The sequence below is a fragment of the Bullifex porci genome, from assembly GCF_009695635.1.
Taxonomy (GTDB): domain Bacteria; phylum Spirochaetota; class Spirochaetia; order Sphaerochaetales; family Sphaerochaetaceae; genus Bullifex; species Bullifex porci.
This window is the reverse complement of sequence record NZ_VUNN01000034.1, coordinates 1-14,687: the sequence shown is the minus strand read 5'-3', so window position 1 is coordinate 14,687 and position 14,687 is coordinate 1. Positions and strand designations below refer to the sequence as shown.

At 30.4% G+C, this 14,687-nt stretch carries 12 protein-coding genes; 9 read left to right on the top strand and 3 right to left on the bottom strand.

Going from position 1 to position 14,687, the window contains the following annotated elements; genetic code table 11:
• Window positions 1-1,375 precede the first annotated feature (1,375 nt).
• Together FYJ80_RS11040 and FYJ80_RS11035 are read right to left on the bottom strand one after the other, a co-directional pair.
• Window positions 1,376-2,014: a helix-turn-helix domain-containing protein gene (locus FYJ80_RS11040; RefSeq protein WP_154426897.1), complete on the bottom strand. Its 639-nt coding sequence runs from the start codon at window positions 2,012-2,014 to the stop codon at window positions 1,376-1,378.
• Window positions 1,995-2,663: a DUF3990 domain-containing protein gene (locus FYJ80_RS11035; protein ID WP_154426895.1), complete on the bottom strand. Its 669-nt coding sequence runs from the start codon at window positions 2,661-2,663 to the stop codon at window positions 1,995-1,997. Before FYJ80_RS11035 ends, FYJ80_RS11040 begins: the two co-directional genes overlap by 20 nt.
• Window positions 2,664-2,910: 247 nt before the next feature.
• Between FYJ80_RS11035 and FYJ80_RS11030 the strand changes: the two genes are divergently transcribed.
• From FYJ80_RS11030 to FYJ80_RS11015, 4 genes are all read left to right on the top strand, one after another.
• A complete protein-coding gene (locus FYJ80_RS11030; protein ID WP_154426893.1) occupies window positions 2,911-4,557 on the top strand; it encodes a leucine-rich repeat domain-containing protein in 1,647 nt (548 codons plus the stop codon).
• Window positions 4,558-4,602: 45 nt separating this feature from the next.
• On the top strand, window positions 4,603-5,832 hold the full coding sequence (locus tag FYJ80_RS11025) for a PD-(D/E)XK nuclease family protein (protein WP_154426891.1): 1,230 nt from the start codon (window positions 4,603-4,605) through the stop codon (window positions 5,830-5,832).
• A gap of 170 nt (window positions 5,833-6,002) precedes the next feature.
• Window positions 6,003-7,487, top strand: a complete 1,485-nt coding sequence (locus FYJ80_RS11020) for an McrB family protein (RefSeq protein WP_154426889.1) — start codon at window positions 6,003-6,005, stop codon at window positions 7,485-7,487.
• The gene (locus FYJ80_RS11015) at window positions 7,487-8,959 is read left to right on the top strand and encodes an LlaJI family restriction endonuclease (protein WP_154426887.1); all 1,473 of its coding nucleotides are present in this window, start codon (window positions 7,487-7,489) and stop codon (window positions 8,957-8,959) included. Before FYJ80_RS11020 ends, FYJ80_RS11015 begins: the two co-directional genes overlap by 1 nt.
• Window positions 8,960-8,964: 5 nt before the next feature.
• Here the strand turns inward: FYJ80_RS11015 and FYJ80_RS11010 are convergent, their stop codons facing one another.
• Window positions 8,965-10,359, bottom strand: coding sequence for a leucine-rich repeat domain-containing protein (locus FYJ80_RS11010; protein ID WP_154426885.1), 1,395 nt, complete (start codon window positions 10,357-10,359; stop codon window positions 8,965-8,967).
• Between the two features lie 99 nt (window positions 10,360-10,458).
• On the opposite strand from FYJ80_RS11010, the gene FYJ80_RS11005 reads away from it, so the two are divergent.
• The 5 genes from FYJ80_RS11005 to FYJ80_RS10985 all read left to right on the top strand — a co-directional run bounded on the left by FYJ80_RS11005 (window position 10,459) and on the right by FYJ80_RS10985 (window position 14,344).
• Window positions 10,459-10,917, top strand: a complete 459-nt coding sequence (locus FYJ80_RS11005) for a hypothetical protein (RefSeq protein ID WP_154426883.1) — start codon at window positions 10,459-10,461, stop codon at window positions 10,915-10,917.
• 295 nt (window positions 10,918-11,212) lie between these two features.
• Window positions 11,213-11,971 carry a sigma-70 family RNA polymerase sigma factor gene (locus tag FYJ80_RS11000; protein WP_154426881.1) on the top strand — a complete coding sequence of 253 codons (759 nt, stop codon included), beginning with the start codon at window positions 11,213-11,215 and terminating at the stop codon, window positions 11,969-11,971.
• A gap of 77 nt (window positions 11,972-12,048) precedes the next feature.
• Entirely contained in the window at window positions 12,049-12,636 is a 588-nt protein-coding gene (locus FYJ80_RS10995) for a restriction endonuclease subunit S domain-containing protein (protein ID WP_154426879.1), read from the top strand.
• A 2-nt stretch (window positions 12,637-12,638) separates the two neighbouring features.
• Window positions 12,639-13,919, top strand: coding sequence for a hypothetical protein (locus tag FYJ80_RS10990; RefSeq protein WP_154426877.1), 1,281 nt, complete (start codon window positions 12,639-12,641; stop codon window positions 13,917-13,919).
• A 56-nt stretch (window positions 13,920-13,975) separates the two neighbouring features.
• Window positions 13,976-14,344 (top strand): hypothetical protein, encoded by a 369-nt coding sequence (locus FYJ80_RS10985; protein WP_154426875.1) that lies wholly within the window; start codon window positions 13,976-13,978, stop codon window positions 14,342-14,344.
• Window positions 14,345-14,687: the final 343 nt, after the last annotated feature.

Here is a 14,687-nt window from a genome sequence, read left to right as displayed (position 1 = left end):
CAGAACCATATGTTCTTAGGGGTCGTAACAATTAAATTGTAATTTAAGCAATTAAATCTTTTATTCATAAGGACAGTTTACTAGGCTGTCCTTTTTAAATATATAAGCGGTGAAATTACGAATACGAGCTTTCTTATGACTGGAGCTTAATTAATGCAATAAGTGTTATTGGCACTATACCAATGGTATTAGTTTTCTTCTTCTTCCAGAAGTACATGATTAAAGGCTTAGTCGCTGGAGCAGTTAAGGGTTAATAAATTATAGGATGCAGCTTTTGCATCCTACATTTTAATCTCATTATTTAGTACTTTTTCTACAAAACGCCGAAAAAATATCTCACAAAACGCCGAAAAATTTCTCTACAAAACGCCGAAAATATAAAATAATTATTTGATATAAAAGGCTATATACCAAGAATTGTAGATACGGTTCTAACAAGGAAACTTGAGGGTAAAGTGTGTCAGAGTTTTCAGAGCTTTGAATCAGCTGTAACATAATGGAGCCCATGAAGATCTAATTGACTTCTAGTTCTTCCATCGGTGTGCTTAATAATAAAAGCTAGGTTGGTTACTATCTTTTTTATTCAGCTGTTCGCGGTTCAGTATATCTACCTTTTTTTGTAATGCTTCCCGGATGGTTTCTACAAGATCATATAACTGTATTCCAGAAATAGGGGTAGATATTAATAGAACTACATCACTAACCTAGGTAGCCTTTCCCTCTGCATAAGAACCTAAAAGATAGCACTAATCAATACTGTAGTTTTCAAATACAAAGGAGCAGATGATTATATGTAATCAAAATACGCAGGAATTGCGTGTTTTTGTATAAATTTTTTACGCAATAATAGCGTGTTTGTATATGATGAAAATACGCAAAACCATGCAACACTATCTGAATCACTGCTATTGCGTGGGGAATTCATATAAAATTGTATCTACTTCATATAATTTGGCCCTACTTGGGGATATATAGTGATGGTCTGTTGAAAGTGTACATCCTGTCTTCATTAGCTCTGCTATTGCAAGTAGTGATGAGTATTCACAAAGCCAAGTGTTCCTACACATCCGCTTGCATCTACAATATCATATCCTTCCTCTTGAGGAAGATTATGTCCAATTTACTTAATGGTATTTTCCTTGTTTTTACGGCACCTAGCCGAGAAAACCCACGTGCTTCAGCCGTAGGATTACTTCAATAATAGGCGAAAAGCCCTCCTTGAATAGAATTTTGGGTTGACGTCATGAAGACTTTTCTTATCAAAGAGTGTCCAGGCATTATCTTTCTGTTTTCTTTATTAAAAAGGTGCCTTTCCCTAAGTAAATGATAAGTTAGTTTTTTTACAACACAAGGTTTAACTAAGGTGTGTTTGTTTTCAGGTGTTATCAAATTCCATTAAATCAAGAACTGAGCAATTTAATACTTTAGCAAGCTTTATAATTGTTTCTGCACTTGCTTTATTTATTTTCTTTTGTTTTTGCTCATATTGTTGAATCGTCCTAACCGGTACCTCTGATAGCTTTGATAATTCACTTTGAGATAGATTGGCATCAAGACGTAGTAATTTCAAATTAGAGAAGGGTTTTCTTGAATTATATAAAGCAAACATATGATCACAGAAATGGCCTATATCCATTTCATGGTATGGATTATACATATTTAGTATTTCTCTTATGGAAATATACTTATTTATCTGAAGAAACTTAAGTCCACTGTACCACTGAAAATATGCTAAGGCCCACCCACACCAATATTCAGGTGTTCTATCAAATATAGGATGAATATTATTAGCTTTAGTATCATCATTTATTATATCAAGAGCAAGTTCAACACCAGATGTCCCAGCTAGAATGGTGCTATCACCTGCTTCAAAATATGATGAAATTTTTGAAAAAAGAAATTTATCATAGAATATTTCAAGAGGAATATTAAGATCATAAACAGCAACGTGAAACATTACTCCCATAAGAGTTTGTGCTCTTGGTAAATAGTTATTATCGTAAGCGTGAATCATCTGCTTTAATCTCCTCATTAAGTATTTGGATAATATAAATATCGCTACGTTTTATTTTCTCTTGATCAAAGTATTGTCGCCTTGCAGTATGGTCTCTTTGTTCTTTTTTTAGATAGTATTCAGAAGAAAGTACTATTTCATTTCTTAAATAATGGAGTCTTTCAAATGCTTTTTTACTTTTTAAAACATATTGATTACCAAGACCACCTAATTTCATTGCATTTCCAAGCTGGCGTACAGATATAGCACCATTAATAAAATCTTGAGCAAATGAAAAATAACTATCATCTGCGCGATTTCCAATGATGATATCGAAACTTTTATATTGAGGAAGAAAGTTGTTCAGTAGATATTCTTTTGCCTCTTTTGCAAGAGGGGTTGTAATATCAAATATTCGATTTTCTAAAAGAATAGAAAGCCAGTGAAGAACTGAATAATTAGGACTATTTAAATTTAAAATAGTTAATTCATCATCGTTAATTTCATAGATATTTGCATATCCATTTTTGTCTCTTGATGCTCCCCATTCTTTTGCAAGATTAATATCCTCTGTGCAGTAAAATCCAAGTCCATAATCATTTCTTACTTTTCCAATTCCAAAGGTTGGTTTTTCAATTACATTAATTGATCCATGATATATTCTTCTCATACCAAAAATATACTCCTGTAGGAGTATAATGTCTAGTGGTACAATGGTATTTTATTATCAACTAACTTAGTTAATTAAAAAGTACTATAAAAACTTTACAATTAGTTCTTGTAGTATCAATAATGATAACAAAGGTGTGGATTTTATTTAAAAATTATTATGTAAATAATATTTTTTACACTACATATATCTATAAGAATACGAATGGGTATGATCATCTTATAAGATAAAAAGAGGGACTGTGTATATGCCAGAAATGGTTGAAGATAATTTGATAATTGAAGATATAGGTGAAGGTAAAGCTGCAATAACTGGTGTTTGTAACAAGTTCATTGAAGTTGACAGGATAATCCCAAAAACTATGAAAGGACTTTTGATAGTATCTATTGGAGAATATGCTTTTAGCGAGTGTAATCAATTAAAGCGAGTCGACATCCCTGATAGTGTAATGGAAATCCATAGCCGTGCTTTCGATAAATGCAAAAAGCTAGAGCATGTTTCTATTCCAGAAAGTATTGATTTAATTGGTGAATTTATATTTAACGGGTGCATCAATCTCACATCTTTATATATCCCTAAAGGGATTAGGGAAATACCTCATCATGATTATTTCTTTGTTGGCTTAACCAATCTGAAGAGTATAAATGTATCAGAAGAGAATGAGAATTATAAATCAATAGATGGAGTTTTGTTTAATAAATCAGGTGACACACTTATTTTTTATCCTTTGGGGAAAAAATGTAAAAACTATGTGATACCGGAAGGAGTTGTTTCAATAGGAAGGAAGACGATAATCAATGCAGAAAGTATCACATTCCCTGTATCAATTAACAAAATTGATTCATTTAGGTTTTGGAAAAATAGTTATTTAAAGTCGATTACTATTCCATCTCACATAAAGACTATTGGTGATAAAGCCTTTTGCGAATGTGAAAACCTAAGTGAAGTCACTATTGAGAATGGTGTTAAAATTATTGAGGACTGTGCCTTTAGTAATTGTAAGAAACTTGAAAAGGTTACTATTCCAGACAGTGTCACAATGATTGAAGAATCTGCTTTCGCTAGTTGTTCCAGTCTGAGGGAAGTGAATGGACTTGGAAAAATAGATGTAATGAGAGAAGGAATCTTTTCAGGATGTAGTAGCTTAGAGAACCTTATAATTCCAAACAGTGTTACTAAAATAGAAAAATTTGCTCTTGCTCATTCTGGTATTAAAAACTTTAATATTCCAGATTCAGTTGAATCTATTGATATAAATGTATTCAGTGATTCTTCCTTGGAAACACTATCTGTTGGTAATTCAATCTCAAAGTATTATATGGAAGACTATGGTGAAAATTTCTCAAGCTTATATCTAGGCTCAGGTGTTACAGATTTAGAAATATGCCCATATAACCACCCAAGAGTTAAGGAAGTGGTGGTTTCTGAAGATAATAAGCACTTTAAGTCTATAGATGGTGTATTGTTTGATAAAGAGGGAAAGACTCTTATTTACTATCCAATAAGTAGAAAGGAATCTGAATACATTGTTCCTGAAGGTGTGACAAAAATAGGGCCTATGGCGTTTGAAGGATGCACTCTTGATAAAGTTGTTCTTCCTGATAGTGTAAAGGTTATTGGTGAAAAAGCTTTTTTCGGTAGCGAGCTGAAGGAAATAAATATGTCTGCAAATATAGAGAGAATTGAGTTCGGGGCTTTTCAAAATGTAATGATATTACGTGAGATAGCTATTCCAAGATCGATTCAATACATTGATGCAAATACTTTTGGAGCATTAAACATGCAGATTAAAATAGATAAGCCAAAAGACTCTTTACCAAATTTCCCTTGGGGTGACTGCTTAAGACTTACAGTAGTTTGGAGTGATGAAACGGTAAAATATAATGGATATTAAGTTAATTTTGATAATTTGTATTTGTATGCAAAAAGGAGAATAAAAATGAATGAAATAATAACTAGGCTAAAGAAAAATCCAATATATGCTATGTCTTTGGGAGGAAAAGAACTATTTCATAGTAATATGTTAGCTTGGCTTTTTATGAATGAAGAAAACCAGGAATTAAAAAAGTTGTTCGGCATAAAAGAAAATGAAGTAGTTTTAAATGAATTTAGAGAGCATCAGAATCTAGATTTAATAATTGTTTATTCAAGTGAGGAAGTTAAGGAACGCATAGGTGATATTTCAATATTAGATGATATAGATTCTAAACTATCTAAAGACTTAGCTTTGAAATTTGTTATTATTGAAAATAAGTTTAAATCAATTCCTAATAAGCAGCAGCTTGAAGAATATTCTGATAAACTTAATAAACGTAAATATAAAATTTATAATAAATATTTAACAAATGATAATACTAGTTGTTATTTATTTGCACCTCAAATTGTTCTTGATAATGCCTTAGGATTTGATAGAAATAAAGGATTTGGTGAATCTTGTGATATAAATGGAGTCACATGGAAAGCTGTGAGTTACAATAGCTTTAAAGATAAAATAGTAGTTCAAAAAGGTCATCCATGTGAATTCATTCTCCAATATTATTGTGATATGTTGGCAGATCTAAATACTATTCTTAATAAAAAATTAATTGATGATATTAATGAAAAAAAATTGTTCCCTAATCCAGATAACATAAAGCTTCTAAAACAAATCCGCTTTTATGATATATATACAAAGCTATGGTATGGAATAACACAGAAAAATATTGAAGAAGATTTTGAAAATAATGTTGCTTTTAATAGAAAAGAATTTGGTATGACTCGATCAATAGGATTTTTCGAGTGGCAAATAGAATATGAAGAAAAACTCTTAGTAGGAGTTCAGATTCAAGGTAATCAATTTAGAGTATTTGTCGAACCATACTATAAAAAGAAACCAAAAGACAGTAAAAAGTTTAAAGCGAGTGTAAATGATAACTTAGAATTTAAAAAAAATATTTGTGGATGGGGATCAAATATTATTAAAAAAGCTTTAACTGCTGAAATTGATCATTTAAATGTGGATGAATATAAATATTTTAAGTTTGCTGACTTTAAATATGTTAAGAGAGAATTAGATAGTAATATGACTATAGAAAAATTAGTTTCAATTGTTTCTAAGGCTCTAGAAATGCTTAATGATAAAGACAATATAGAAGAATTATACAACAAAATCTCCAAAGAGATAGAGTAGATAGCTATTTATATATAGATAATCTAGCTAAAACACTAGAAAATTAAAGAGTAAAAAATATGAGAGCTATCCACTAGATTGGTAAATAACTGATTTTAATTGTATAAACTATAATGACTGAGAATTGCAGAAGGGAAAGAAATATAACAAAAGAATTATGGAGGAGTTAATTGAATATATATTTCGCAACATCAAATCCTAGTAATTATAATTTAATCGGAAACTGGGAAAGTAATAATAATGAACATTTTGTGCATTGGGCATTTGGACTTAAAGGTAAATTCAAAAATGCCACTCCAAATGAGGACTATGTTCTTCTGATGGCTAAAGATGCAAATGGTAATTATATAAATGATACACTTTTTAATTGTAAAATTATCGATGATAATGTTAAGTTTGCTGATAAGGATGAATATATCAAAAATGACATTGATGGGCAGTTCATAATAGATACAAACTATACTAATGATCTGCGTTTTTACAAGTTGAAAATTCTTGGAATGACAAAAACAATTAGAAAGCAAGAAATACAAGATAATCAAAATCAAGCAACTCGTATTTTGGATAGGAATAATAATTATTGTCAAAATCCTAAATGCTTAACAAATGATAACTATTTATCATGTAACTTATCAAATCTAATTTTAAACTGCAAAAAAGAATTATGCTTGGAAGAAAACGAAATCAATTATTTTAAAATATGTTTAGAATCTTTAGATACATCTTCCACAAATAACTCTGTTGCAGAAATTCAGGCTCCTCAGATTGATAAACCAAGAAACTTGATTGTTTTTGGTGCTCCTGGTACAGGTAAAAGCTACTTTTTAAATGATCAAATAAAAGATTTTAAAAAAATAGAAAGAGTAACATTCTACCCAAGTTATTCTTATTCTCAGTTTGTAGGATGCTACAAACCAGTAATGAACGGTGAGAATATCTCATATAGTTTTGTTCCAGGTCCATTCTTGAGAACCTATGTTGATGCAGTAAATAATCCTTCAAAGAATTATCTGTTGATTATTGAAGAAATAAATAGAGCAGATGCTGCTTCTGTTTTTGGAGATGTATTTCAATTACTTGATAGAGACCAAGAAGGTAAAAGTGTTTATTCAATATCCGCTTCAGAAGATATAAAGAAATATCTTGAAGGAAAAGTAGAAAATTCTGATAAACTTTCTATTCCATCAAACATGTATATCTGGGCTACTATGAATAGTGCAGACCAAGGCGTATTCCCTATGGATACTGCCTTTAAGAGAAGATGGGATTTCCTATATTTTGATTTAGATGGTAAACCAATAGGGGATGATCCTAACTGCCCAGTAACAAAGAGCAATTGGGAAGATATAAGAAAAGCAATTAATGAATGGCTTTGTGAAAAAAAGGTCAATGAAGACAAGCATCTAGGTAAGTACTTCTTAAATGTTGGGAAAAATGTAGAAGAAAAAGATTTTCGACATGCATTCAAGAATAAAGTTCTTATGTATCTATATGAAGATGCTGCAAGAGCATTTAGGTCAGAATTATTTAAAGAAAACAGCTTCTCTGCCATTTTAAGCGACTTTAATAAAAGTGGAATAGATATCTTTAAGCCAGAAAAAATTAAGAGCATTGCTAATGGCGTAGATAATGATGAAAAAAGGGCTATTGAATAATGAATGTCCTTTATCTGGCTGAAGGTTTCAAGTATAAAGCAGAAGAACTGAATAACTTGTTGGGCTTAGATTTAATCAGTGAGCTTCTAAAGAAGAGAGTCTTGGTGAAGCTTACTGACTCATCATTATCATTTGAGGTAATTGAAGAAGATATAATCGAAAAAGAAGAACCCGATTTAATTGATAAGTCTTTATACTCATCATATGCATTTGACTTCGTAGGTTTTATAGTTTATTGCGATATCTGTTTATTTGTTTATCCAAAGTATTTCCTAAGGAAAAAGGAAACACTAGAACTAAGAGATCCTCTAAGTGAAGACGAGATAAAGGATGTTTTTCATCAACTATCAACGGTGCTGTATGCCATAAAGAAGTATAGGGATAGTAAGACAAAAAATATTACAGATACATCTATCGAAGAAATACATCATGTTAGAGAGAGTAGAATGGCAATGATGCTGTACTTTCTCTTTGATTATTTTGAAAACGGCATTTATTCCAATAGAAAAGAAATAAATGAAATAAATGGAAATGGAGAGATTAACTGGAATCTCACCATTGATTCATTTCAACCCATTTTTGTTGATAACAAACCATATTACGTTAGTTACTGCAATCAAAGAATGATTACAAATAAAGAGTGTCTTGCTTCTAAGATTCATGCAGCTGTCATAAAACAGTGCTCTGATGAGTTGGCCTCTTGTGGCATTCTAGAGTTCCTTGGACTTAGTGAAATCTATGAAATAGATAGTAACACTTTAGACTCTCTTGGTGATATCACCGCATTGAAGAAAGCCCTAATTAATGAAAGACGAAGTCAATTTAACACAAGAAAACATGAACTTTTATCCTATTTAATTGCCTATATCGAAGAAGAAGGAAAGCTTAAGGTAAAAAGTGAAGCTCAATTTTATGGAACAAGAAACTTTAATATCATATGGGAAAAGGCAGTGTCTGTAGCATTTGGAGATGTAAAAGATAAAATAATTGGGAATGGAGAAGAAAGAAACTATTCTACATATATCAAGAATCCTGAAAAAAAAGAAAAAACACATGCTCCGTATTATTGTATTAATGGAAATTATTACCCTTGGGATGGTCTTCGACCTGACTGTATCTGCATTGGAGGTAATTCTTTTTCAATACTTGATGCAAAGTATTACCTTCCTGAAATCAAAGATGGTATTCGTGTTGGTTTGCCTGGAGTAGGAGATATATTAAAACAACATATGTATCAAAAAGGATATAAAGACCTAATTGGAGAAAGGGCTAAAAAAAACTATTTCATATTACCGACTTGTCACTCATCAAATAAAGTTGGAATAGGGCGAATGCCATCGCCTTTCTTCTCGCAAGAAGATGTTTCTGATATAGAAGTTATTTTTATTGATGCAGATAAAGTGTTAAAAGCTTACTTGCAGAATAAGAAAGATGATGAACTCATTTGTTTATTAGATCATTTTAATCTTTGAGATATCTAATTTAGCATTTTACAATTATTAAAGACTTTATTTCCTACTTCTTCTAAAGTAGTTGGAATCTTTACTTCCTTTAATTTATAGCAAGAAGCAAATGCTTCGTCGTCGATAGTCTTTAAAGATGAAGGGAAAACTATTTTAGAGAGAGAAGTACAACCAAAGAAAGCTTCTTGTTCTATTGCTGAAAGTAAAGAAGGTAAAACTACTTCTTTTAAATTCAAAGAGCCTTTAAAGCATCCTTTTTTAATTCTATTTACAGAATTTGGAATCACAACTTTTTCAAGCATCTTACAGTTACAAAAAGCTTCTTCTCCTATTTCTTCTACGTGATCTGGAATGATTATATTCTGAAGAAACCTACACTCATAAAATGCTCTATATCCTATATTCTTAAGATTCTTTGGAAGAGTAATATCTCTTAGATTATCACACTTATTAAATACTCTATCTTTTAACTCCACCACATTAGTACCGATAGTTGCTACCTCCAAAGAGGTGCAATAGGAGAAGACATCTTCTCCAATCTCTCTTACTGAATCAGGGATATGTATTTTCTTTATATTCTTGCAATTTTCAAAAGCTTTATCTTTTATCACCTCAAGAGTTGAAGGTAGAGAAACTCTCTCAAGAGAATTACAGTAGGAGAAAGTCTTTTTACCTATTTTCTTTACTCCATTAGGAATAATTATTTCTTTAAGTGAAAAGCAGCTATTAAAAGCACCATTTTCTATTTTCTTAATGCTTCCTGGAAGAGATATAGAAGAAAGAGATGGACAATCAGAGAATAGGTATTTCTCTATTTTTGATAGAGAGCTCTCTATTTTGATATTTTGTAAGCTTCTACATGATGAAAATGCATGGGCTTTAATTTGTTTTACAGATAGTGGCATATTAATATCATTAAGAGAAGTACAGCAGAAGAAAGCGTACTCTGCTATTTTCTTTAAAGTATTAGGAAGTCTTACACTCTCTAAATTATCACATAGAGAAAATGCTCCCTTTTTTATTTTTAAAACTCCTTCAGGAATAATAATTTCCTTAAGAGAAGAGCAAGAACAGAAGGTTTCATTTTCTATTACAGATAGAGCTGAGGAGAGGACTACTCTCTCAAGCCTTTTACATCCCCAAAATGCGTTTTCTCCAATATGTAATACAGAGTTAGGAATGATAATCTCTCTTATATTCTCACAACCAAAGAAAGCATCACTTCCTATTTCTACTACAGAATTTGGTATTACGACCTTCTTTAGTTTCTTAGCATTTTTAAATGCTTCAGGCTCTATTTTAGATATAGAAGATTGAATGATAACTTCTTCTATATTAGAGTCTTTGAATTCAAAATTATTAATAATATTACTTGATTTAAATATGATACTTTTGTTTTTCTCTTCCATATTATTTATATAGGGTAAAAGAAAGAGAAAACAAAATATTAAATTTCATTGTGATATTTTCATAGTCTACACTATATATTAAATGTAGGAGTTTTAAAGATGAAAAAAATTATTATGTCTAAAGTAAATGCTGCATTTAATGATTGTTATAATAAGGTTAATAGCCTTGCAAAAGATGCATCTCTAGCTGATAAATATGAAGCTATTCTTCCTTGGAATAAAACATGTAGTGAAAACTTCCCTCCATGTTATGAATGTTTTACAGAAGAAAATGAAAACTATAAGAATTGGAAGGATGTAGAAGGTTTTCTTCCTAATATAACATTTACTAAATGTTGTAATAATGAAATTGAATTCTCCTTCGATAATAAGTTTGTAAATTTAATGGTATTTGCATTAATTGTTGAAGTAAATGGTGCAGATATTACCTATTATTCAGATAGTGCCATTGAATATAGTTCAGGATATTCAAAAGAATCTTTAGAAAAAGCTTTTGAGATTCGTGGACTTAATTTTCATCAAGAAGATGATTACAAGATAATCATTTCGCATAAATAAAATCATATTTTTAATCTTCCTTACAAATCCTCCGATCTCAGGTGTGAATAGCACTTGAGATCAATTTTTTTCAATCTTTTTATGAATTTCTTTGAAACAGTTTATATTAATTAATAGAGGATTTAATAATACTGATTAAAAGAAATAAAACAAGTGTTTTTGCTTGACATATGCCTAGGATATAAATATGATTAAAATAAATAAAACAAAATTAGAAATTAGTTTAATCTGATATACCTTGGTGGATAAATAAGAAATATTTAAAAGTTTTTTTAAGTTGTTTTAGGAGGGAAGTATGGGGAATTTTGATTTAGACTCTTTAGCAGTAGCAGCAAAGAATGATAGCAAGGTTTTTAGAAAGCTATTAGAAGCATCCAGATGTAATATCGAGCGTGAAGTAAAAAAATATGCTAGAGGTATTAATAATAATTTTGCAGATGAGTATATGTCTGAAGCAATTTTAGCTCTTTATAAATCTGTTTTAACCTTTAATCCTAATAAAGGAAATTTCTCAGCTTATTCCTCCAGTTGTATTAAGCAGGCAATTCTTGACTTTATGAGAGAAAAACAAAGTACTCTTAGTATTGGTACAACAAAGATTTCTGAAATCAATAAATTAAATTATGCTAGGAAAATAATTAGAGAAAATGGTCTTGAGGAAACAAAAGATAATTTAATGAAGTATTCAGGAATTAATTCTAAAAGAACTTTAGAAACTGTTTTGCTAGCTGAAAGGTCAAATGGAACTATCTCTATAGATTCAAATATCGATAAAGATAGTGATACAACAATCTTAGATTTTAAAAGTGATGACTTTTCAATTGAAGAAGAAGTTTTAAAAAATGAGCAAATTAGATCTCTCTATATTTCCATTTCTAATCTCTCAAATGATGAACAATATTTAATCATCTATTCATATGGCCTTTTGGGAAAGGATAAGAAGTCAAATAAAGAGATGGCTTTATACCTTAAGGTATCTGAAAATACTATTATTAATCGAAAAAATGCTATTAAAGATAAGCTTAGAGTTATGATGGAGCCTTTGGTTGCATGATACTGTTTATAAAATATAAAACATGTAGACCCCTTTTATTGTAGATGATAAAATAAAGCAGTGCTGGAGGTCGTTGCTTGAAAATTCGTGATATAGCTGATGAAATAATTACAGGAGTTCTTACTAGACGTGTAGTATGGGAGGATGGCAATGGAGATCCCTCTCTATTAAAGAGCGAAAAGATTCTTGTCCCAAAGGCTATAAATGATGGACTAATTGATCACTCTCTTCTACAGGAAGTTAAGCTTTATAAAGAAGTTAAAGATAAGTTCTATACGAAAAAAGGAGATGTAATTATGAAGCTATCAACTCCATATGATAGCTGTGTTATAGAAAAAGAAGAGGATGAAGGGCTTATTGTCCCATCATTTTCTTTGATTATCAGAAAGATTAATCCTAAATATAATCCATATTTTGTGATGGCTTTCCTTTCCTCGAAATGTGCTTGGTCTCAAATAAAAAATAGTAGAGAGGGAAGGGTGTTATCAATTATTAATAATGTGTCTGTTGCTGAACTTGATGTTCCAGAACTTAATGATAAAGAAATAAAAGAAATTAGTAATAGGTATAAGAGGTTTTTAAATTTTAAAAGGCTTTCTACTGAAATTATCTCTCTTGAAAAAGAGAGGAATGATTCTTTATTTCTTAAAAATGAAGAGGACTGAATATGACTTTAGATAGAGATATAAATCATTCATTGTCAGAAAAAGCAAGTATTAGAGTAAAGGCTTCTAAGCTCTTTAGACATCTATCATCAGTAGAGCTATTTGGTTTTGATAGGCTTCAAAAAGTAATAATATATTTATTTTTTTATTACCTAATTGTTAAAGACAAGAATAATGAGGAGATAAAGAAAAAATTTGATAAAGGAGAAGCTTTAACAGCTGAAGATTTAACTGACCTTGCTTATAGTGCTATGTTGATGGAAATAAAATGTGGAATGGAAGAAGATGAGGAAGTATTCTCATTCATATTTTCACTTAAGGATAGGCTTAGTGATTCAAAAGATTTCTTATCTTCTATAGACCTTAATTTAGAAGCTGAGGATGACTTTCAAGAGTTTATATCTTTTGTATGGAGAAGATATATTTCTAGACATTTGAACTATGGTGAAGTTAAGCTCTCTGAGAGTATTCTATCTATTACTGATGATGATTATGTATTTATTAATATAAGGACTATTGCAGGACTATATGTTACCTTTGGAAAAAACAATAATTGCGACGTTCTATATTATATAAATAACAAATTAGATAGAACATTTAGTAAGATGCTTTTCTTTATGATGGTTCCAAAAGAAAAGAGAAATAGATATAGATTTATCAAAGAAAGAAGTGATGATAATCTCCTTAATAGGAATAAACAAAAACCTAATAAAATTATTTCTTTTGGGGATGTTTGGTATATTTCTCCTAATCGAGATAATTGTGATTCTACTTTTGATAAGCTAGATGATGAATTATTGTCCTTAATAAAAAATGGTGATAAAGCACTCATCTTGGTACCTAGTAAATTCTTGGCTTTTAGGAAAGGGTATCCAAATAAATGTAGAGAACAACTATACAACCTTAATTCATCTATTTCTATTCTTTCTTTTGAAAGATATTTCCTCTACTCAAGTATCATTATTTTAGATTCTAAAGCAGAGAAAAGTGATGATATCTTGATGCTGCATCTAGAAGAGCCCGACATTGTGCTAGATGATGAAACATGCTCTGAGATCTCTGCAGCTCTTTCAATGGATGAAGAGAAAGCTAAGAGCTTAAAAAATAGAGCATTTATGGTAAAAAGATCTGAATTGAAAGATAATGATTATATGTTCTACCCACCTTTCTATATAAAGAAAAAGGTTGATGCATTTAGAAAAGTTTCTGATATAGATAATGAGCTTAATGAAAAATATAGAGAGCTGAGGGTTTTATGCAGAAGAATGAGTATACCAGAATAGTTTTATTGTGATTTAATCAGATTTTATCCTAATAGTATTATATGGAGGTATCTTAAATGCTTAGAAAAGATATGATGAGCTTTGAAGATATGGAAAAGCTAGAAGGTTGTGTTGATAGCGATTATGAAAATATTTGCTATAGGATAGAAGACGGATGCATAAATTGGTTAAAAGAAGAGGAAGAAAGGCCTCAGGCCCCTGTAATGGAGTACAGTATTTTTGACATTATGACTGATTGCTATGATGTTAAACGTATTGGTGCCCACAGGACAGAACAGTATTACAGTGAAGAAGATAATAAGGTATATGAGATTACCTATGATTGCATAAGCTATGATATTATTGAAATCAATATAAGGAAGGCAAAGCCAGGAGAGGCTAAAAAAGAGCATGTTTTAGATGATATCAAGGATTATGTAGTTTAGAACCAGAAAAGTGATTATTTAGGAGTATTAAGTACTCCTAATTCTTTTTATGATAAAGTAATATCATTATTTAAATAAAGGGCATTAACACAAATAAAACACTAAGTGTTAAGCCCTTTTATTATACTATTTATCTCAGTCATCAAAATATGAATTCACCAATCAAAGTAATTGACATCTCAGGATTAGGGACATAAAAGCTTTCACCATTTTTATGAGACTGTAAAAAAGTTTGTGGACATTTGAAGAATCTCTTATGCTAGAAAAGAAGAAGGCATAGGAGTTTCAATATGGCAAAGAAGCCGAAAAAACAGCTGAGCCCGGAAAGGAAGGAGCTGATCTC

Excerpts from the sequence above, each read along its gene's own strand:
- FYJ80_RS11040 (WP_154426897.1), bottom strand. The coding sequence starts at position 2,014 with ATGATTCACGCTTACGATAATAACTATTTACCAAGAGCACAAACTCTT.
- FYJ80_RS11035 (WP_154426895.1), bottom strand. The coding sequence starts at position 2,663 with ATGAGAAGAATATATCATGGATCAATTAATGTAATTGAAAAACCAACC.
- FYJ80_RS11030 (WP_154426893.1), top strand. The coding sequence starts at position 2,911 with ATGCCAGAAATGGTTGAAGATAATTTGATAATTGAAGATATAGGTGAA.
- FYJ80_RS11025 (WP_154426891.1), top strand. The coding sequence starts at position 4,603 with ATGAATGAAATAATAACTAGGCTAAAGAAAAATCCAATATATGCTATG.
- FYJ80_RS11015 (WP_154426887.1), top strand. The coding sequence starts at position 7,487 with ATGAATGTCCTTTATCTGGCTGAAGGTTTCAAGTATAAAGCAGAAGAA.
- FYJ80_RS11010 (WP_154426885.1), bottom strand. The coding sequence starts at position 10,359 with ATGGAAGAGAAAAACAAAAGTATCATATTTAAATCAAGTAATATTATT.
- FYJ80_RS11005 (WP_154426883.1), top strand. The coding sequence starts at position 10,459 with ATGAAAAAAATTATTATGTCTAAAGTAAATGCTGCATTTAATGATTGT.
- FYJ80_RS11000 (WP_154426881.1), top strand. The coding sequence starts at position 11,213 with ATGGGGAATTTTGATTTAGACTCTTTAGCAGTAGCAGCAAAGAATGAT.
- FYJ80_RS10990 (WP_154426877.1), top strand. The coding sequence starts at position 12,639 with ATGACTTTAGATAGAGATATAAATCATTCATTGTCAGAAAAAGCAAGT.
- FYJ80_RS10985 (WP_154426875.1), top strand. The coding sequence starts at position 13,976 with ATGCTTAGAAAAGATATGATGAGCTTTGAAGATATGGAAAAGCTAGAA.